Here is a 19,199-nt window from a genome sequence, read left to right as displayed (position 1 = left end):
GCGGCTGCGTTGGTTCTTCCCCGGCCCCGACGGTACCGGTTGGGACGGGGGTGCCTCCAACACCGGCCCGCGCGGCGGTGTGCGCCGGTCCCCGGGCGGCCCGCCGGGAGCCGTTACCGTCCCCCCGTGAAGTACCCCCGCGTCCCGCGCCCCTCCCCCACGGCGACCTTCACCCTCCTCGCCCCGCCGCTCTCCCTGGCCGCCCTCGCCGCGCTCTGCGTCGTCCGGCACGTCCCCATGGCCGACGCCCTCGTCTACCGCGCCGAGGGCCGGGCCGTGCTCGACGGCGGCGATCTGTACGGGTTCACGGTCACCGCGTGGGAACTCCCCGCCACCTACCCGCCGTTCGCCGCGCTCCTCTTCGTACCGGCGGCCTGGCTCCCCGTGCCCGCCCTGAAGCTCCTCTTCCTGGTCGGCAACACCGCCCTCTGTGGGCTGCTCCTGCACCTCTCCTGCCGGCTGGCAGGCCTGCGCCTCCGCCCCCGCCGGCTGTGCGCGGCCACCGCCCTCGCGCTGTGGCTGGAACCGGTCTTCCAGACCGTCGTGTTCGGGCAGGTCAACCTCGCCGTGGCTTGTCTGGTCCTGTGGGACCTGACCCGGCCGAGGGGCGCCCCCGGCCGGGGCGTCGCGCTGGGCGTGGCCGCCGGGATCAAACTGACCCCGGTGTTCTTCGTCGCGTACCTCTTCGTCGTCGGGCGGACGCGGGAGGCCGTCACCGCTCTGGGAACGTTCGCCGGGACCGTCCTCGCCGGCGTGCTGGTGCTGCCCGGCGCCGGCGTCGACTTCTGGACGCGCCGCGTCTTCGAGACGGGCCGGGTCGGCAAGGCGTGGATCGTCGACAACCAGTCGCTCCAGGGCCTGCTCGCGCGGGCCCTGCACACGGCGGAACCGGGCCTCGCCTGGGCGGTCCCCGCCGCCCTGACGGCGGCCGCCGGGCTGTGGCTGATCCGCCGTACGCCCGACGGGCCCCGCGCCGTGCTCCTGGCCGCGTTCACGACCCTGCTGGTCTGCCCGATCAGCTGGTCGCACCACTGGGTGTGGTGCGTGCCGCTGCTGGTCCTCCTGGTCGCCGAGGGCCGGCCGCGCCCGGCCGCCGCCGTGGCCGCGCTCTTCACGGCCCGCACCTTCTGGCTCCTGCCCCACCAGGGCGACCTGGACCTGCGGCTGCCCTGGTGGCAGCAGCCGTTGGCGTCGCCGTACGCCCTGCTCGCCCTCGTACTGCCGCTCTTGTTGAGTACGCGTCTGAGTACGCGCACCGAGGTGCCGCCGCCACGCCCCGAGGTTGACTCGCCCCATGGAACGAACTTGGCCGAGCAGGACGACCGCCGACCCGCACACCCGCGCCCCGGCCACGCACTCCCCCGCCGGTGACACCGCCCGTGACGCCGCCGGTGACACCGCCCGCCCCGACCCGGCGCCGTCCCGTGTCATGGGCCTGGCCCTCGCCACCCCGGCCGTCCTGCTGCTCCTGGGGGTCGGTCTGCTGGTCGTCCGGCTCGACGCGGACCTCGGCGGCGCGTCGACGCCCGCGCACCGGGAGCTGGTGGCCCGCTATGTCCTGGCGGCGTTCACGGGCCTCGGCTGCCTGACGGCGGGCTGGTGCACGCCGCGCGACACGGGCGCGGCGTGGCTGCGGACGGCGTTCGCCTGGGCGTCGGTCGTGGCGGTCCCCGCCGCGCTCCTGATCGGCGCGTGAGGGGGCCGGTTCAGTCGCCGGCGAGCAGTTCGTCCGCGTCGACGATCCGGTACGCGTACCCCTGCTCGGCGAGGAACCGCTGCCGGTGCGCGGCGAAGTCCTGGTCGATGGTGTCCCGCGCGACGACGGAGTAGAAGCGGGCCTCGTGCCCGTCCGCCTTGGGCCGCAGCACCCGGCCGAGCCGCTGCGCCTCCTCCTGGCGTGAGCCGAAGGTGCCCGACACCTGGATGGCGACGGTGGCCTCCGGCAGGTCGATGGAGAAGTTCGCGACCTTGGACACGACGAGGACGGAGATCTCGCCCTGCCGGAAGGCCTCGAAGAGCTTCTCGCGCTGCGCGTTGGTCGTCTCGCCCTTGATGACGGGCGCGTCCAGGTGGGCGCCCAGCTCGTCGAGCTGGTCGATGTACTGGCCGATGACCAGGGTCTGCTCGCCCTGGTGCTTCTTGACCAGCGCCTCGGTCACCTTCCGCTTGGTCGCCGTCGTCGCGCAGAAGCGGTACTTCTCCTCGGCCTCGGCCGTGGCGTACGCGAGCCGCTCGCCGTCGGTCAGGTTGACCCGCACCTCCACGCAGTCGGCGGGCGCGATGTAGCCCTGCGCCTCGATCTCCTTCCACGGGGCGTCGAACCGCTTGGGCCCGATGAGCGAGAAGACGTCGGACTCGCGCCCGTCCTCCCGTACGAGGGTCGCGGTCAGGCCGAGGCGGCGGCGCGCCTGGAGGTCGGCGGTGAACTTGAAGACGGGCGCGGGCAGCAGATGCACCTCGTCGTAGATGACCAGGCCCCAGTCGCGGGAGTCGAACAGCTCCAGGTGCGGGTAGATGCCCTTCCGCTTCGTCGTCAGGACCTGGTACGTGGCGATGGTGACGGGACGGATCTCTTTCCTGGTCCCGCTGTACTCGCCGATCTCGTCCTCGGTGAGGGAGGTCCGCTTCACCAGCTCGTGCTTCCACTGGCGGGCGGAGACGGTGTTGGTGACGAGGATGAGCGTGGTCGCCTTGGCCTGCGCCATGGCTCCGGCGCCGACGAGGGTCTTCCCGGCGCCGCAGGGCAGCACGACCACTCCGCTGCCGCCGTGCCAGAAGCCCTCGACGGCCTGCTGCTGGTAGGGCCGCAGCGTCCAGCCGCTCTCGTCCAGGTCGATCTTGTGCGCCTCGCCGTCGACGTACCCGGCGAGGTCCTCGGCGGGCCAGCCCAGCTTCAGCAGGGTCTGCTTGATCTGCCCGCGTTCGGAGGGGTGGACGGCGACGGTGTCCGGGTCGAGCCGCTCCCCGACGAGCGGCTGGACCTTCTTGGACCGCAGGATCTCTTCGAGGACGGGCCGGTCGGTGGTCGTCAGGACGAGCCCGTGGGTGGGGTGCTTGGAGAGGGTGAGGCGGCCGTAGCGCGCCATCGTCTCGGCGACGTCGACGAGCAGGGCGTGCGGGACGGGGTAGCGCGAGAACTCCACGAGCGCGTCCACGACCTGCTCGGCGTCGTGCCCGGCGGCCCGGGCGTTCCACAGGCCGAGCGGGGTCACGCGGTAGGTGTGGATGTGCTCCGGGGCGCGCTCCAGCTCCGCGAACGGGGCGATGGCACGACGGCAGGCGTCGGCCCGCTCGTGGTCCACCTCCAGCAGGAGTGTCTTGTCCGACTGCACGATAAGGGGACCGTTCACGCGCCCGCCCTTTCCCTAGCCCAAACGTCCAGTGTGCCGCATCGCCGTCTTGGCCCCACGCCATAACCCTCACCGGACGCCTGGCCGGCCCCCTAGGAAGGCCCCAAGGTGCGCGGGGAACGGCGCGGCCAGCCCCCGCGGGCACGTCGTGGCCGCTCGCGCAGTTCCCCGCGCCCCTGAGGCAAACCCCGGGCACCCCCCATCAACAGCCCTCGCCGAAACCCCCTAGGGGCGCGGGGAACTGCGCGGCCAGCCCCCGCCCACCCGCAGGCGAAGAACAAGCCCCCAGCCCTCAGACCCCCCGCCCCACGCCCAAGACCCGCTAACGTGAGCCGGATGAGCACCGACGAGCCGCCGCACCCCCAGGAGAGCCGTCCCCCCCAAAAGGGGGACACCCCCCGCTCCCTCGCCGAAGCGCTCCGTACCCGCGAGGACGACGCCCTCGCGGAGCTGCTGCACGCCCGCCCGGACCTCCTCAACCCCGTCCCCACGGACCTGACGCAGCTCGCCGCCCGCGCCGGCACCCGCGCCTCCGTGGTGCGCGCCCTGGAGCGCCTGGACCTGTTCACGCAGCAGGTGGCGCAGACCCTGGCGGTGGCCCCGGAGCCCACGTCGTACGAGGAGCTGTTCGGCCTGCTCGCCGGGGACGACGGCGACGCGGCGGTCGCCGACGCCCTGCCCGGCGCCCTGCGCACCCTGCACGGGCAGGCCCTGGTGTGGGGCACGGACGACCGGCTCCGCCTGGTCCGCACCGCCCGCGAGCTGCTCGCCCCGAGCCCCCAGCACCCCTCCCCGACCGGTCTGGGCCCGACCGTCGCCGAGGCCACGGCCGGCATGTCGCCGACCCGGATGCAGGACATCGTCGCGGCGGCGGGCCTGCCCACCACGCATGACGCGGTCTCGGCGGTCGAGGCCCTCACCGCGCTGTTCACGGACCGCGCCCGCATGTCGGCGCTCCTGGACGAGGCGCCCGCCGAGTCCGTGGAGGTCCTCTCCCGCCTGGTCTGGGGTCCTCCCTACGGCCAGGTCACCGCGGACCCGGCCCGCCATCTGCGCTGGCTGCTGGACCGCGGCCTGCTCCTGCCCACCGCGCCGGGCACGGTCGTGCTGCCGCGCGAGGCGGCCCTGCACCTGCGCGCGGGCCGCGCCCACCGCTCGCCCGCGCCGACGCCGCCGCCCGTCGCGCCGGGCCGCGAGCACCGTCCACAGGTTGTGGACGCCACGGCGGCCGGCCAGGCGTACACGGCCCTGGCCACCGTCGAGGAACTCCTCAAGGAGTGGGACGAGGGCGGCCCGGCCGTGCTGCGCGCCGGCGGTCTGAGCGTGCGCGACCTGAAGCGGACGGCGGTGGCGCTCGACATGCCCGAGCCGATGGCCGCCTTCTGGGTGGAGCTGTCCTACGCGGCCGGCCTGGTGGCCTCCGACGGCGAGGCCGACGAGCGGTACGCGGCGACACCCGCGTACGACGAGTGGCAGGAGCTGCCCGCGCCGCGGCGCTGGGCCGTACTGGCCACCGCGTGGCTCGCGGCGACCCGCACGGCGGGCCTGATCGGCGGCCGCGACGGCAAGGACCGCACGCTGTCGGCGCTCGGCCCGCACCTGGACCGGTCGGTGGCGCCCGAGGTGCGCCGGCGGGTCCTCTCCCTCCTCGCGGGGCTCCCCGAGGGCGCGGCGCCCGACCCCGACTCCCTCCTGGCCCGCCTGCACTGGGAGCGGCCCTCGCCGGCCGCGCACGACCTGCGGACCCGCATCGCCCAGTGGACGCTGAACGAGGCCGAACTGCTGGGCGTCACCGGTCGCGGGGCCCTGTCGGCGCACGGCAGGGCGCTGATCGGCGGCGCCCCGGAGGGGATGCCCGGCACCCTCGGGGTCCGTCCGCCGACCGCTGCCGAGCAGGCCGCAGCCGCCGACCGGGCGGTGGAGATCCTCACCCCGCTGCTGCCCGAGCCGCTCGATCACGTCCTGCTCCAGGCCGACCTCACGGCCGTGGCGCCGGGCCCGCTGGAGCGGCCGCTCGCCGAGGCCCTCGCCGTGCTCGCCGACGTGGAGTCCAAGGGCGGCGCCACGGTGTACCGCTTCACGCCCGGTTCGGTGCGGCGGGCGCTCGACGCCGGGCAGTCGGCGTCCGACCTGCACGCGTTCCTCGCGGCGCACTCCCGTACGCCGGTCCCCCAGCCGCTGGCCTATCTGATCGACGACGTGGCCCGTCGGCACGGGCACCTGCGTATCGGGGCCGCCTCCGCCTATGTGCGCTGCGACGACGAGGCGCTGCTGAACGAGATCCTGGCCGACAAGCGCTCCCAGGGGCTGCGGCTGCGCCGCCTCGCGCCGACCGTGCTGGCCGCGCAGGCGGACCCCGGCACGCTCCTCGAAGGGCTCCGCACGATGGGCTTCGCGCCTGCCGCGGAGTCGGCGGACGGGGACGTCCTGATCACCCGGGCCCACGCGCACCGCACTCCGCCCCGCTCGGCTCCCGAGCCGGTGCCGGACGGGCCGCCGCTGCCCGACGCCACGCTCATCGGCGCGGCCGTCCGGGCGATCCGGGCGGGCGATCTGGCCTCGACGGCGCCCCGCAAGGAGAGCCCCCGTACGCCGGGGGGCGCGTTGCCCCGTACGACGTCCGCGGAGACCCTCGCCACGATGCAGGCGGCGGTGATGACGGGGGAGGCGGTGTGGATCGGCTTCGTCAACGCGGAGGGTGCCGCGAGCCAGCGGGTCATCGCGCCCGTCCGGGTGGAGGGCGGCTACGTGACGGCGTACGACCACACGGCGGACGAGGTCCGCACGTTCCCCCTCCACCGCGTAACCGGCGTAGCCGAACTGGCCGAGGACTGAGCCTGCCGAGGGGCCTCACCGAAACCCCCTAGGAGCGCGGGGAACTGCGCGGCCAGCCCCCACCGACCCGCGCGGAAACAAGACCCCGGCCCGCCCCCGCAGGTGCGTCGTGGCTGATCGCGCAGTTCCCCGCGCCCCTGAGGCAAACCCCCGGCACCGCACATCAACAGCCCCGCCGAAACCCCCTAGGGGCGCGGGGAACTGCGCGGCCAGCCCCCACCGACCCGCAGGGAAAGGTCACCCCCCAAGGCCCCCGGCCAGAAACCGATGGCACGGCCGCCCCTCGGCGCCTAGGATGCCCCCTCCCCGGCCTCCCCCGCGGAGCGCCGCCGGCCGGACGGAAACCGGGCGGCAGCAACAGACCACCCCCGCTGAACCGCCGGAGGCACCCCGTGCAGGCGCACGACCCGACCGACCCCCTCGCCCGCGAACGCGGGCACCTCGCCGCGTCCCGTGCCGCGCTGCGCGCCATGCGCGCGGACGCCGAGGCCCTCGACATCCGCGACGTCACCGCGAACTGGGTGAACGCCGCCGTCCTGGAACGGCAGATCGACGACCGCATCAAGTCCCTCGCCGACCTCGCCCACACGCCCCTGTTCTTCGGGCGGCTGGACTACCTGCACGCCCCCGGCGCCGAGCAGGCCGAGGGCGCCGAGGGCGAGCAGTTCTACATCGGGCGGCGCCATGTGCACGACGCCGACGGCGACCCGATGGTCATCGACTGGCGCGCGCCCGTCTCCCAGCCGTTCTACCGGGCGTCCAAGAAGGACCCGATGGACGTCGCGCTGCGCCGCCGCTTCGGGTACACGGGCGGTGACCTCACCGCGTACGAGGACGAGAACCTCAGCGACCCCGCCGAGGACGAGCGGACCGGCCGGCTCCTCCAGCAGGAGATCGAGCGGCCGCGCGTCGGCCCGATGCGGGACATCGTCGCCACCATCCAGCCGGAGCAGGACGAGATCGTCCGCGGCGGCCTGAACGGCAGCGTGTGCGTGCAGGGCGGCCCCGGTACCGGCAAGACCGCCGTCGGCCTCCACCGCGTCGCCTACCTCCTCTACGCCCACCGGGAGCGGCTCGCCCGCACCGGGACGCTCGTCATCGGGCCCAACGCGTCCTTCCTGCACTACATCGAGCAAGTACTGCCCGCGCTCGGCGAGTTGGAGGCCAAGCAGGCCACCGTGGACGACCTCGTGGCGCACGTGGAGGTCCGCGGCACCGACGACTCCGCCACCGCCCTGGTCAAGGGCGACGCCCGGATGGCCCAGGTGCTGCGCAGGGCCGTGCGCTCGCACGTCACCGAGCCGACCGAGCCCCTGATGGTCGTGCGCGGCTCCCGCCGGTGGCGCGTACCGGCGTACGAACTGGCGGAGATCGTGCGGGAGTTGCTGGACCGCGACATCCGTTACGGCGCCGCCCGCGACGCGCTGCCGCAGCGCATCGCCCATGCCGTCCTGGTCCGCATGGAGGAGGCGGGCGAGGCCCCCGACGACCGGGTGCAGAACGCGGTGGCGCGCGATACGGCGGTGAAGGCGGCCGTGAAGGCCGTCTGGCCGCCGGTCGACCCGGCGAAACTGGTGCTGCGGCTGCTGTCCGACGCCGCGTTCCTGGCCGCGCACGCGGACGGGATCCTGGACGCGGACGAGCAGAAGGCCCTGCTGTGGGCGAAGCCGGCCCGGAGCGTGAAGTCGGCCAAGTGGTCGGCCGCCGACGCGGTGCTGATCGACGAGGCCACCGACCTGGTCGCGCGCACGCACTCGCTGGGGCACGTGGTGCTGGACGAGGCGCAGGACCTGTCCCCCATGCAGTACCGCGCGGTGGGGCGCCGCTGCACGACCGGTTCGGCGACCGTCCTCGGCGACCTGGCGCAGGGCACGACGCCCTGGGCGACGCGCAGTTGGGCCGAGGCCCTCGCCCACCTCGGCAAGGCGGACGCGGTCGTGGAGGAGCTGACGGCCGGTTTCCGTGTGCCGCGCGAGGTCATCGCGTACGCCTCCCGGCTGCTGCCGGACATCGCGCCGGGCCTCACGCCGGTCGCCTCGGTGCGCGAGTCCCCTGGCTCGCTCGCGGTGCGACGGGTGCCCCACGAGGATCCGGCCGGTCCGGACGCCGCCTGCCTGGAGGCGTGCGCCGAGTCGCTGCGGCGGGAGGGCTCCATCGGGCTGATCGCCGCGGACGCGCGCGTTCCGGCGCTGGCGAAGGCACTGACGGCGGCCGGGATGACGTACCTCGACCCCGGCGAGGAGACCACGCCCGACACCCGGCTCACGCTCGTGCCCGCGTCCCTGGCGAAGGGCCTTGAGTACGACTACGTGGTCCTGGACGAGCCCGCCGCCGTGGTCGACGGCGAGCCCGACGAGCGGACGGGCCTGCGCCGGCTGTACGTGGCGCTGACCCGTGCCGTGTCGGGCCTGACCGTCGTGCACGCGGCGCCGCTGCCGACGCAACTCGCTTAGTCCGCAGGCCCCTTGTCGCCGTCCGGCGCGGCCCCCGCGGCGGACGGCAGCAGGGTCACGAGCAGCACGAGGCCCGCGAGCGTCACGACGCGGGTCGCCGCGTCCAGGCCGTTCCAGTCCTCGGACTGCCACATGGCGAACCACTCGCCGCCGACGCCGATGAAGCCGGCGCCGAAGAGCAGCAGCACCATCAGGAGACCGGCGGCGCCGACGCGTTGGGCGCGCCGGTGATCCGTGCGGCGCCGCAGGACCCCGGCCCACAGGACCGTCGCGGCGACGAGGAGCAGCGCGGCGACGCTCTCCCACGCGATGATCGCGACGTACGCGGCGTCCTGGAGCGCGGTGGACTCCACCGCGCGCCACATCAGGTCGTCGTCCTTGAAGGTGGTGTCCATCGCGAGGACATGCCGGACGAACTGCTGGTTGGTGCCGAAGTCGGTGATGTTCCCGAAGGCGACGAGGGCCATGTAGAGCGCGACGGTCCCGGTGAGCAGCGTGACGGCGAGGGGCAACGTACGACTGGCGTGAGCGTTCATGAACTTCCCTCCCTCGACCTTCAGTTGTACCTCAGCGCCCCCGGGCGCGGGAAAGGCAGGGGCCCAGCGGAGACCCCCCAGGGGCGCGGGGAACTGCGCGCTCAGCCCCCACAGTCCCGCGGCGAAAGAACCGGACCACACCCACCACCGCAGACCCCCCGTGACGCCCACGGCGAGTTCACGCGTCGACCGCCGCCCGCCACCGCTCGACCGCCCCCGGCGAGACCGGCTCCGACCAGCCCCCGGGCCGTGCCGCGCCGCCGATGTGGAACGCGTCGATGCCCGCCGCCTTCAGGCGCGGCAGGTGGTCGAGGCGCAGTCCGCCGCCCACCAGGAGCCGGGGCCCGTAGCCCGGTTCGTCCCGGCGCCCCGCCTCGGCGAGCAGCGTCGGCAGACCGTCGTCGACCCCGCCCGGGGCGCCCGCCGTGAGGTAGGTGTCCAGGCCGGGCAGGTCGGCGAGCTGCTTGCGCAGGGCGTCGCGGTCGGCGGCGCGGTCGATGGCCCGGTGGAAGGTCCAGGGGCAGCCGTCGAGGGCGGCCACCAGCGTCTCGACCGCGCCGAGGTCGGCGCCGCCCGCCTCGTCGAGGAAGCCGAGGACGAACGCGTCGGCGCCCTCCGCCCGGAGTTCGCGGGCGCGGCGCACGAGCGCGTCGACGTCGCCGGCGGCGAACCCGTCGGCAAGTCGCAGCATGACGCGCAGCGGGATGTCGACGCGGGACCGGATCGCGGCGAACGTCTCACGCGTCGGCGTGAGGCCGTCCGCGGCCATGTCGGTCACCAATTCGAGGCGGTCCGCACCCCCGGCCCGGGCGGCGACGGCGTCCTCGGCGTCGAGGGCGATCACCTCCAGGACTGCACGCTTGCTCATGGCTGTCTCTTCCCTCTCGTCGGGGGCCTTCTCGTCGGCACCCCTCTCGTCGGGGTCCCGGCCCACACGGCCCGTACGGGTCACACGGCCCGCACGGGCCACACCGTCACACAGGTCTAGTCCAATTGACCAGCCTACGCGCAGAACACCCCGCCCGGTCACCCCGCCCGGCCCTCTCAGGCCACGCCCGGGCCCGTCAGGCCAGCGGCTGGAACCCCCGCAGCCGCAGGCTGTTGCCGACGACGAAGACCGAGGAGAAGGCCATGGCCGCCCCCGCGATCATCGGGTTGAGCAGGCCGGACGCGGCCAGCGGCAGCGCGCCGACGTTGTAGGCGAAGGCCCAGAAGAGGTTCGTCCTGATCGTGCCCAGGGTCCGCCGGGCGAGCCGGATCGCGTCGGCCGCCGCCCGCAGGTCACCCCGGACGAGTGTCAGGTCGCCCGCCTCGATCGCGGCGTCCGTGCCCGTGCCCATGGCGAGGCCGAGGTCGGCCTGGGCGAGGGCCGCGGCGTCGTTGACGCCGTCCCCGACCATGGCCACCGACCGGCCCTCGGCCTGGAGCCGCTTGACGACGTCGACCTTGTCCTGCGGCATGACCTCGGCGATCACGTGCTCCGGGGAGATGCCGACCTCCGCGGCCACCGAAGCGGCGACCGCCTTGTTGTCCCCGGTGAGCAGGATCGGGGTCAGACCGAGCGCCCGCAGCCGCGTGATCGCCTCGGCGCTGGTGTCCTTCACCGCGTCGGCGACCTCCAGGACCGCCCGCGCCTCGCCGTCCCAGGCGACCGCGATGGCCGTACGCCCCGCCGCCTCGGCCTGCGACTTGGCCCGCTCCAGCTCCACCGGCAGGTGGATCGCCCACTCCGCGAGCAGCTGTTCGCGGCCGACCAGGACGGCGTGCCCCTCCACGACGCCCTGCACGCCGAGACCCGCCACGTTCGCGAAGTCCTCCGGGGCGGGCAGCGCGCCGACCCGCTCGGCCGCCCCGGCGGCGACGGCACGGGCGATGGGGTGTTCGGAGGAGTGCTCCAGGGCGCCGGCGAGGCGCAGTACGTCGACGGCCTCGGTGCCGGGGGCGGTGTGGGTGGCGAGCAAGGTCATCCGGCCGGTGGTGACGGTGCCGGTCTTGTCCAGGACGATGGTGTCGACCTCGCGGGTGGACTCCAGCACCTCCGGGCCCTTGATGAGGATGCCGAGCTGGGCGCCGCGGCCGGTGCCGACCATGAGGGCGGTCGGGGTGGCGAGGCCGAGGGCGCAGGGGCAGGCGATGATCAGGACGGCCACGGCGGCGGTGAAGGCGGCGGTGAGACCGGCGCCGTTGCCGAGCCAGAAGCCGAGGGTGGCGAGCGCGAGGCCGATGACGACCGGCACGAACACCGCGGAGATCTTGTCGGCGAGGCGCTGGGCGGCGGCCTTGCCGTTCTGCGCGTCCTCCACGAGCCGCGCCATGCGGGCGAGCTGGGTGTCGGCGCCGACGCGGGTGGCCTCCACGACGAGCCGGCCGCCGACGTTGAGGGTGGCGCCGGTGACGGAGTCGCCCTCGCCGACCTCGACGGGCACGGACTCGCCGGTGAGCATGGAGGCGTCGACGGCGGACGCGCCCTCGACGACCCTGCCGTCCGTGGCGATCTTCTCGCCGGGCCGGACCAGGAAGCGGTCGCCGGTCGTCAGCTCGCCGACCGGGACGGTCTCCTCGCGGCCGCCGGCGCGCAGCACGGTGACGTCCTTGGCGCCGAGCTGGAGCAGCGCCTTGAGGGCGGCGCCGGCCTTCCGCTTGGAGCGGGCCTCGAAGTAGCGCCCGGCGAGGATGAAGGCGGTGACCCCGGCGGCGGCCTCCAGGTAGATGTTCCCGGCGCCGTCGCTGCGGGCGATGGTCAGTTCGAAGGGGTGGGTCATGCCGGGCGTGCCCGCGCTGCCGAGGAACAGGGCCCACAGCGACCAGAGGAACGCCGCCGAGGTGCCGACCGAGATCAGCGTGTCCATGGTGGCGGCGCCGTGCCGGGCGTTGGTGACGGCCGCCTTGTGGAAGGGCCAGGCGGCGTAGGTGACGACGGGCGCGGCCAGGGTGAGGGAGAGCCACTGCCAGTACTCGAACTGGAGGGCGGGGACCATCGCCATGGCGATGACCGGCACGGAGAGCAGCACGGCGGTGATCAGCCTTCCGCGCAGCGGCCGCAGCGCGTCGTCGGCCCGCCGCTCCTCGCCGTCCGGGCCGGCCGGCTCGGTCGCGCCGTCCTGTCGTACGGGCGCGGGCTCCCGGGCGGTGTACCCGGTGGCCTCCACGGTCGCGATCAGGTCCTGTACGGAGACGTCCGCGCCGCGGTAGCTGACCTTGGCCTTCTCGGTGGCGTAGTTGACGCTCGCCTCGACGCCGTCCATGCGGTTGAGCTTCTTCTCGATCCGGGCGGCGCACGAGGCGCAGGTCATGCCACCGATGGCGAGTTCCACTTCTGCGGTGGCGGCGGGAGAGGCGGGTGAGGCCGCCTCGGGGGTGCCGGGAGTGGTGGTGGACATGTCTGCGGGCTCCTCGGATCGTGGGCGAGAGGTGCGATACCGGGCCGGGGTATCCGTCGTACGAGATCCTTTATACCCCTGGGGGGTATCGGACGCAAGGAGCGAACGAGGCGGACCAGGACTTGACGTCATACCCCCAGGGGGTATGGTCGAAGGCATCGAGTCCGTCCGACCGGAACAGCCGGCCGGGGATCACTCAGGGAGTCGTCATGAACACCGGACTGAAGATCACCGCATTCGCCGCCGCCGTCGCCGCGACCTTCGGTACGGCGTACGGGGTGGGCAAGGCCGTCGACCCGGTCACGGACAAGGCGCCGGCGGCCCAGCACGGCGGACACGGCGGCGACCGGCCGGAGGGCGAGCAGGCGCACGGCGGGGAAGAAGGCGCGGCACACGCGGGCCACGGAAAGCACGAGGAGCGCGGCGCCGCCGTCCCGGGCGGCCTCCAGATCTCCGAGCGCGGCTACACGCTGGACCTGAAGACCTCGCGGCTCACCGCGGGCCGCGAGCAGAAGCTGCGGTTCGCCGTCGTCAAGGACGCCACGGGCCGCGAGGTCACCGCGTACCGCGCGCAGCACGGCAAGGAGCTGCACCTCATCGTCGCCTCCCGCGACCTGACCACCTACCGCCATCTGCACCCGGTCCGGGCGGCGGACGGCACCTGGTCCACCGAGGTGAAGCTGCCCGAGGCGGGCGGTTACCGCGTCTTCGCCGACTTCCGCCCCGAGGGCGCGAAGGAGGGCCTGACGCTCGGCGCGGACCTCGCGGTGGCGGGCGACTCCAGGCCGCGGAAGCTGCCCGCGCACAGCACGACCGCGACGGTCGACGGGTACGACGTGACGCTGAAGGGCGAGCTGCGGACGGGCGCCGGCGGCGCGCTCACGCTGAACGTGGCGAAGGACGGCGAGCCGGTCACCGACCTCCAGCCCTACCTGGGCGCGTACGGCCATCTGGTGGCCCTGCGCTCCGGGGACCTGGCCTACCTCCACGTCCACCCGAACGGCGGGCCCGGCGACGGGAGGACGGCGGCGGGCCCCGGCGTCTCCTTCACGGCGGCGGCGCCGAGCCCGGGCGCGTACCGCCTGTTCCTGGACTTCAAGCACGACGGGAAGGTCCGCACGGCGGCGTTCACGGTGTACGCGAAAGGCGCCGGCCGCGCCGGGGCGGACACCGGTACCGCCCCCGGGACGAGCGACGGCCACCGGCACTGACACCCGGTGCGGGGCGGGCGCCGGAAAGCCCCTCCCGAAGGTCAGTCGGCCTTCGGGAGAGCCGGGTCCGTACGCGGTGCCACGGCCGCCAGTTCGTCCACGCTGCCCGACATGACCGCGCGGACGTGCCGGGTCAGGTGGTCGGCCGGCCAGTCCCACCAGGCCAGTTCGAGCAGCCGGGCGATGTCCTCGTCGCCGAAGCGGCGGCGGATGAGCCGGGCCGGGTTGCCGCCGACGACGCCGTAGTCCGGCACGTCGTCCACGACCACCGCGCGCGAGGCGATGACCGCGCCGTGGCCGATCCTGACGCCCGGCATGACCGTGGCGCCGTAGCCGAACCACACGTCGTGGCCGACGACGGTGTCGCCCCGCCCCGGCAGCCCGGTGATCAGGTCGAAGTGGTCGCTCCACGACCCGCCCATGATCGGGAAGGGGAACGTGGAGGGCCCGTCCATGCGGTGGTTGGCGCCGTTCATGATGAACCGCACGCCCTGGCCCAGTGCGCAGAACTTGCCGATGACCAGCCGTTCCGGGCCGTAGTGGTAGAGGACGTTGCGGGTCTCGAAGGCGGTCGGGTCGTCGGGGTCGTCGTAGTAGGAGAAGTCACCGACCTCGATCAGCGGTGACGTGACGAGCGGCTTGAGCAGCACCACGCGCTCCTGCCCCGGCACGGGGTGCAGCACGTCCGGATCGGCGGCCACGAGAGGTCCGGGCGCGCCGGGGGACGCCGGGGAGCCGGAAGACCCGGAAGTCCCGGAAGTCCCGGCAGAAGCAGGGGAGTCGGACGACGCGGCGGACGCGGCCGAACCGGAGGACGCCGAGGAACCGGAGGACGCCGAGGAACCGGGGGACGCCGAGGAACCGGAGGACGCCGAGGAACCGGGGGACGCCGAGGAACCGGGGGATGCGGGGGTCATCCCCCCATGATCCTCGTCAGCCGAACACTGTCAGCTCCTTTTCCGTGGCGCCCGCCAACTCGTACCGCGTGCCCGTCAGCGGCCGTCCCGCGCAGATCCGGACGAGGGTCGGCCCGTCACCGATGTAGCGGGCGGGGGGCCGCCGGCCGTCCGTGGCGCCGAGGACCAGCGGCTCGTCCCGGCCGTCCACGTCCGCGTGCACCGCGAGGCCGGGCGCCGCCGCGCTGAACCCTCCCCTGCTGAACTGCCCGAGCAGCGTCAGCGCGTCCCCGAGCCCCTCGCCCCCGTACGCCCCCGGCTTCCCCCACGCCTCGCGGACGTCGCCGGCGTGCACCCATTCGCCGAGCGCCACGCCGTCCAGCCTTCCCTTGGCGGCGGCCATGACGGGCCCCGCCTCGGTCATGCCGCGCTCCAGTTCGTCCACGACGCGGGAGTGGGACCAGTCGGCGCGTTCGGCGATGTCCCGGTCGTTGCTCTCGGCGCTGAACACGTCCTCGCCGAACCGGTTCTCGACGACCCGCATCAGCGCGGAGCCGCAGTGCGCGAGCACGTGCCGCACGGTCCAGCCGGGGCAACAGGTCCGCACGGCGTACGCCTCGTCGGGCGCGGACCGCAACAGGGGGATCAGGGCGTCGCGCTCGGCGAGCAGGAGTCGTCCGGCGCGCTCGGGCTCATATGTCTCTTCGGCAACAGTGGTCATGCCGGAAGCCAACCCCCAGGGACCCGCACCTGGCAATGGCGCAGCGGCACCCACCCGGCCCGGCCCGCACACAGACAACCCCACCCCGCCCCCTGGGGATACCGCCCGGGATACCCCTAGGGGGTACAGAGGGGCTACCCTCCCCCCATGGCCCACGACGAGACCGCCGACGACCCGAACCGCGGCCGCGCGCTGCGCGACCGCTGGCTCGCGACGCTCCTGCGCGCGCAGGACACCGACCGCTGCGTCTACGACCCGTACCGCTTCGCCGACGACCTCCTCGCCCGCTGGGCCGAACCCCAGCGCCGCTACCACACGACCGCCCACCTCACGGCGGTCCTGGACCACCTCGACACCCTGGAGGACCACGCGCGGGACCCGGACCTGGTCCGGCTCGCGGCCTGGTTCCACGACGCGGTGTACGCGCCCGAGCGCTCCGAGAACGAGGAACGCTCGGCCCGCCTGGCCGAACGCGCCCTGCCCGAGGCGGGCCTGACGCCCGCTCAGACGTCCGAGGTGGCCCGCCTGGTCCGCCTGACCGTCACCCACGACCCCGCCGAGGGCGACCACAACGGCGAGGCGCTGTGCGACGCCGACCTGGCGATCCTGGCGGCGGCCCCGGACGCGTACGCCGCCTACGCCGCCGCCGTCCGCGAGGAGTACGGCTTCGTGCCGGACGAGGTGTTCCGCGCGGGCCGGGCGGACGTCCTGCGTCAACTCCTCGCCCTGCCCCGCCTGTTCCGGACCCCGCACGGAGCGGCCCACTGGGAGGCACCGGCGCGCGAGAACCTCACGACGGAACTGGCGCTGCTCGACGCCTGAGGATCGGCGCCCGCAAATCGACGCCCGTAAATCGACGCCGGAAAGTGGACGCCGGAAAATTGCCGGGCGCCGCCGCGCGGGACTCCGTACGCTCCTCGCATGCTGCTCATGGGTGGGGACAGGATCGACGAGGCCGTCGCGCACGCGACACGGGTGCTGCGCGCGGCGGCGGACCGCGACTGGGAGGTGAAGGCGGGCGGGCTCGACTGGAGCTGTCTGCGGACGGCGGAGCACGTCACGGGCGCCCTCATGGGATACGCGAGCCAGTTGACCGGCCGGTCCACCGAGTCCTACCTCCCCTTCGAGGTCACGCTGGACGAGGACACCGACCCCGAGGGCGCGATCCGGGTGATCGAGGCGACCGGCGGCATCCTCGCCTCCGTGGTCCGCACGACACCGCGCGGCGTCCGCGCCTTCCACCCCTACCCGCAGGGCAGCGCGGACGCGGCGGGCTTCGCCGCGATGGGGGTCGCCGAGATCCTTCTCCACACGTACGACATCGCGCGGGCGCTCGGCGTCGACGCGGAGCCGCCCGCGCCGCTGTGCGCGGCGGTGCTCGGGCACCTCTTCCCGCACGTGCCGCCGACGGGGGGCTCGCCGTGGGAGGTCCTGCTGTGGGCCACGGGCCGCGGCGAGCTGCCGGGACGCGCGCCGCTCACGCACTGGCGCTGGCACAACGCCCGCTCCCTGCCCGCCGGGGAGCTGGCGCTGCGCGAGGTGACACCGGCGGCGGCCACGGACCTCGCCGCGGGCGGCACGGGCGGGCTGACCTGGCTCGAAGGCGGCCCGATGGAGGGGACGCGGGTCGGCGCCGGGAAGCTGGCGGAGGGTTACGTCGAGGGGCTGCACCGGCCCGAGTGGGGGATGTACGCCCTGGTCCGCACGGAGGACGAACTGGCCGTCGGCGCGATGGGGTTCCACGGGCCGCCGGACGACGAGGGCCGCGTGGAGGTCGGCTACGACCTGGTGGAGGCGGCCCGGGGCAACGGCTACGCCACGACCGCCCTGCGGGCCCTTACGCGGTGGGCCCTGACCTACCCCGAGATCACCGTCATCATGGCCCTGACGGACGCCGACAACACCCCCTCCCAGTCGGTCCTCACCCGCGCCGGCTTCACCCGCCTCCCCGACCGGACCCCCCACCGGACCTACGAACTGCGCCGCCCCTGACCCGGACCTCGGCGCCCCCCCAAGCCGCCCGCGACGCCGGGCGGCACCTCGGCGGTCCGGCGGGGAATACCCCGGGCCCGCTCGCAGCCCCGCAGGGAATGCTCCGCGCCGTCCCGGTGTTCTCGCCAGTCATGCCGCCGCTCTCCGCTCCGCCCCGCGCCGCTCGGATGCCCATAGCCGTGTACATGCTCGGCCTCGCCGTGTTCGCGCTCGGCACCAGCGAGTTCATGCTCTCCGGCCTGCTGCCCCCCATCGCCGACGACATGGACGTCTCCATCCCCCGCGCGGGCCTGCTCATCTCGGCCTTCGCGATCGGCATGGTCATCGGCGCGCCCCTGCTCGCCGCGGCGACCCTGCGGCTGCCGCGCCGGACGACCCTCATCGCGCTGATCACCGTCTTCGGCCTCGGCCAGGTCGCCGGCGCCCTGGCACCCTCGTACGAGATCCTCTTCGCGTCCCGCGTGCTCAGCGCGCTGGCCTGCGCCGGGTTCTGGGCGGTCGGCGCCGCCGTGGCCGTCGCGATGGTCGACTTCGGGCAGCGTGCCCGCGCGATGGCGGTGATGATCGGTGGCCTGTCCATCGCGAACGTGCTGGGCGTCCCGGCGGGCGCCTTCCTCGGCGAGCACTTCGGCTGGCGCTCGGCGTTCTGGGCGGTCGGCGCGGCCTCGGCGGTCGCCCTCGCCGGTGTCCTGACGCTCATCCCCCGCATCCCGCTCGCCGCCGAGCGGCCGCGGCTGCGGAAGGAGCTGTCGATCTACGCCGACCGCCAGGTCTGGCTGTCCATCACGGTGACGGCGCTCGCGGCGGGCGGCGTCTTCTGCGCGTTCTCCTACCTCTCGCCGCTCCTGACGGATGTGGCCGGCCTGTCCGAGGGCTGGGTCCCGACGGTCCTCGGCCTCTTCGGCGCGGGCGCCCTGGTGGGGACGGCGATCGGCGGCCGGGTCGCGGACGCCCACCTCTTCGGGGTGCTGCTCAGCGGCATCGCCGCGTCCACGGTCTTCCTCGCCTCGCTGGCCCTGTTCGCCGCGACCCCGGCCGCCGCGATCAGCCTGTCGTTCCTCCTCGGGGTCTCCTCCTTCTACACGGCCCCCGCGCTGAACGCCCGCATGTTCGAGGTCGCGGGCGCCGCCCCCACCCTGGCGGGCGCGACGGCGACGGCCGCGTTCAACCTCGGCAACACGGGCGGCCCCTGGCTCGGCGGCACGGTCATCGACCTCGACTTCGGCTACGCGGCCACGGCGTGGGCGGGCGCCGCGATGACGGCGGTCGCGATCGCGGCGGTCGTGGTGTCGCTGCGCCTGCACCGCCGGACCCCGAGCCGCGTGGTCACCGCGTCCGCCACCACCGTGCCCGCCTCCCCCGATCCGGCCGAGGACACCACCAAGGACGCTTGCCGGAACTAGAGTTGGCCCGAGATCCACCCGCGTCGGCGGCGGGCGGCACACGGGTCAGGGGACGCGATGAACGAGACTGACGGGGCAGACGCGGTGGACCGCGTCGAAGGCCGGTCCCTGCCCTTCTGGGTGGCCGCCACGGACGAGGACGACCCGGCCGACGCCGATTCGATGGGCCTGTTCGGCCGGGACGGCGACGCGGTGCTGCGCTCTGTCCCGCTCGGCCCGCTCCGCAAGAACCTCGCGGAGACCGTCGATGCCCTTCAGCAGGTCTTCGCGGACATCTCCGCGCGCCAGGGCACCCTGCCACTGGCGGAGGCCCAGCTGTCCTTCCAGGTCACCGCGAGCGGCGCCATCCAGCTCATCGGCACCGGCCAGGTGCAGGGCACGCGAGGCCTGACCCTTACGTTCAAGCGTCCCACCGGCTGAGG

15 protein-coding genes are annotated in these 19,199 nt (G+C 74.4%); 9 read left to right on the top strand and 6 right to left on the bottom strand.

Annotated elements, in window-relative coordinates; genetic code table 11:
* Positions 1-126: 126 nt before the first annotated feature.
* Complete coding sequence (locus ACZ516_RS16125) at positions 127-1,371, top strand: glycosyltransferase 87 family protein (RefSeq protein ID WP_469010667.1); 1,245 nt, start codon at positions 127-129, stop codon at positions 1,369-1,371.
* Positions 1,295-1,696 carry a hypothetical protein gene (locus ACZ516_RS16120; RefSeq protein WP_469010665.1) on the top strand — a complete coding sequence of 134 codons (402 nt, stop codon included), beginning with the start codon at positions 1,295-1,297 and terminating at the stop codon, positions 1,694-1,696. The genes ACZ516_RS16125 and ACZ516_RS16120 overlap by 77 nt, the downstream gene beginning before the upstream one ends.
* 10 nt (positions 1,697-1,706) lie before the next feature.
* Here the strand turns inward: ACZ516_RS16120 and ACZ516_RS16115 are convergent, their stop codons facing one another.
* Entirely contained in the window at positions 1,707-3,350 is a 1,644-nt protein-coding gene (locus tag ACZ516_RS16115; RefSeq protein WP_358589726.1) for a DNA repair helicase XPB, read from the bottom strand.
* Between the two features lie 336 nt (positions 3,351-3,686).
* On the opposite strand from ACZ516_RS16115, the gene ACZ516_RS16110 reads away from it, so the two are divergent.
* Together ACZ516_RS16110 and ACZ516_RS16105 are read left to right on the top strand one after the other, a co-directional pair.
* The gene (locus ACZ516_RS16110; protein ID WP_469010663.1) at positions 3,687-6,185 is read left to right on the top strand and encodes a helicase-associated domain-containing protein; all 2,499 of its coding nucleotides are present in this window, start codon (positions 3,687-3,689) and stop codon (positions 6,183-6,185) included.
* Between the two features lie 392 nt (positions 6,186-6,577).
* Positions 6,578-8,638 carry a HelD family protein gene (locus ACZ516_RS16105; RefSeq protein ID WP_469010661.1) on the top strand — a complete coding sequence of 687 codons (2,061 nt, stop codon included), beginning with the start codon at positions 6,578-6,580 and terminating at the stop codon, positions 8,636-8,638.
* Here ACZ516_RS16105 and ACZ516_RS16100 read toward each other — a convergent pair.
* From ACZ516_RS16100 to ACZ516_RS16090, 3 genes are all read right to left on the bottom strand, one after another.
* Entirely contained in the window at positions 8,635-9,174 is a 540-nt protein-coding gene (locus ACZ516_RS16100; protein WP_469010660.1) for a DUF2165 domain-containing protein, read from the bottom strand. The two genes, ACZ516_RS16105 and ACZ516_RS16100, sit on opposite strands and share 4 nt — an antisense overlap.
* Positions 9,175-9,352: 178 nt before the next feature.
* A complete protein-coding gene (locus ACZ516_RS16095; protein WP_361088495.1) occupies positions 9,353-10,042 on the bottom strand; it encodes a copper homeostasis protein CutC in 690 nt (229 codons plus the stop codon).
* A gap of 196 nt (positions 10,043-10,238) precedes the next feature.
* Positions 10,239-12,554 (bottom strand): heavy metal translocating P-type ATPase, encoded by a 2,316-nt coding sequence (locus ACZ516_RS16090; RefSeq protein ID WP_469010658.1) that lies wholly within the window; start codon positions 12,552-12,554, stop codon positions 10,239-10,241.
* A 209-nt stretch (positions 12,555-12,763) separates the two neighbouring features.
* On the opposite strand from ACZ516_RS16090, the gene ACZ516_RS16085 reads away from it, so the two are divergent.
* Complete coding sequence (locus ACZ516_RS16085) at positions 12,764-13,765, top strand: hypothetical protein (RefSeq protein WP_469010657.1); 1,002 nt, start codon at positions 12,764-12,766, stop codon at positions 13,763-13,765.
* 41 nt (positions 13,766-13,806) lie between these two features.
* On the opposite strand, the gene ACZ516_RS16080 is transcribed toward ACZ516_RS16085, so the two are convergent.
* Positions 13,807-14,466, bottom strand: a complete 660-nt coding sequence (locus ACZ516_RS16080) for a CatB-related O-acetyltransferase (protein ID WP_469010655.1) — start codon at positions 14,464-14,466, stop codon at positions 13,807-13,809.
* A 232-nt stretch (positions 14,467-14,698) separates the two neighbouring features.
* Positions 14,699-15,382 (bottom strand): maleylpyruvate isomerase family mycothiol-dependent enzyme, encoded by a 684-nt coding sequence (locus ACZ516_RS16075; RefSeq protein ID WP_469010654.1) that lies wholly within the window; start codon positions 15,380-15,382, stop codon positions 14,699-14,701.
* Positions 15,383-15,529: 147 nt separating this feature from the next.
* Between ACZ516_RS16075 and ACZ516_RS16070 the strand changes: the two genes are divergently transcribed.
* The 4 genes from ACZ516_RS16070 (at position 15,530) to ACZ516_RS16055 (ending at position 19,197) form a co-directional block, all read left to right on the top strand.
* A complete protein-coding gene (locus ACZ516_RS16070) occupies positions 15,530-16,204 on the top strand; it encodes an HD domain-containing protein (RefSeq protein ID WP_361088483.1) in 675 nt (224 codons plus the stop codon).
* A gap of 99 nt (positions 16,205-16,303) precedes the next feature.
* Complete coding sequence (locus tag ACZ516_RS16065; RefSeq protein ID WP_469010653.1) at positions 16,304-17,374, top strand: GNAT family N-acetyltransferase; 1,071 nt, start codon at positions 16,304-16,306, stop codon at positions 17,372-17,374.
* Between the two features lie 167 nt (positions 17,375-17,541).
* The gene (locus tag ACZ516_RS16060; protein WP_469010652.1) at positions 17,542-18,777 is read left to right on the top strand and encodes a Cmx/CmrA family chloramphenicol efflux MFS transporter; all 1,236 of its coding nucleotides are present in this window, start codon (positions 17,542-17,544) and stop codon (positions 18,775-18,777) included.
* A 57-nt stretch (positions 18,778-18,834) separates the two neighbouring features.
* Complete coding sequence (locus tag ACZ516_RS16055) at positions 18,835-19,197, top strand: Pepco domain-containing protein (protein ID WP_469010650.1); 363 nt, start codon at positions 18,835-18,837, stop codon at positions 19,195-19,197.
* The last annotated feature ends 2 nt before the right edge of the window (positions 19,198-19,199 follow it).

This window comes from Streptomyces sp. NPDC034037, assembly GCF_055575715.1.
The sequence above is the reverse complement of the archived record's forward strand: the minus strand, read 5'-3'. Positions and strand labels throughout refer to the sequence as shown.

Bases quoted from the DNA above. Each gene is read 5' to 3' on its own strand.
- ACZ516_RS16110 (WP_469010663.1), top strand. From the start codon at position 3,687: ATGAGCACCGACGAGCCGCCGCACCCCCAGGAGAGCCGTCCCCCCCAA.
- ACZ516_RS16100 (WP_469010660.1), bottom strand. From the start codon at position 9,174: ATGAACGCTCACGCCAGTCGTACGTTGCCCCTCGCCGTCACGCTGCTC.
- ACZ516_RS16085 (WP_469010657.1), top strand. From the start codon at position 12,764: ATGAACACCGGACTGAAGATCACCGCATTCGCCGCCGCCGTCGCCGCG.
- ACZ516_RS16060 (WP_469010652.1), top strand. From the start codon at position 17,542: ATGCCCATAGCCGTGTACATGCTCGGCCTCGCCGTGTTCGCGCTCGGC.
- ACZ516_RS16065 (WP_469010653.1), top strand. From the start codon at position 16,304: ATGCTGCTCATGGGTGGGGACAGGATCGACGAGGCCGTCGCGCACGCG.
- ACZ516_RS16095 (WP_361088495.1), bottom strand. From the start codon at position 10,042: ATGAGCAAGCGTGCAGTCCTGGAGGTGATCGCCCTCGACGCCGAGGAC.
- ACZ516_RS16120 (WP_469010665.1), top strand. From the start codon at position 1,295: ATGGAACGAACTTGGCCGAGCAGGACGACCGCCGACCCGCACACCCGC.
- ACZ516_RS16090 (WP_469010658.1), bottom strand. From the start codon at position 12,554: ATGTCCACCACCACTCCCGGCACCCCCGAGGCGGCCTCACCCGCCTCT.
- ACZ516_RS16075 (WP_469010654.1), bottom strand. From the start codon at position 15,382: ATGACCACTGTTGCCGAAGAGACATATGAGCCCGAGCGCGCCGGACGA.
- ACZ516_RS16055 (WP_469010650.1), top strand. From the start codon at position 18,835: ATGAACGAGACTGACGGGGCAGACGCGGTGGACCGCGTCGAAGGCCGG.
- ACZ516_RS16070 (WP_361088483.1), top strand. From the start codon at position 15,530: ATGGCCCACGACGAGACCGCCGACGACCCGAACCGCGGCCGCGCGCTG.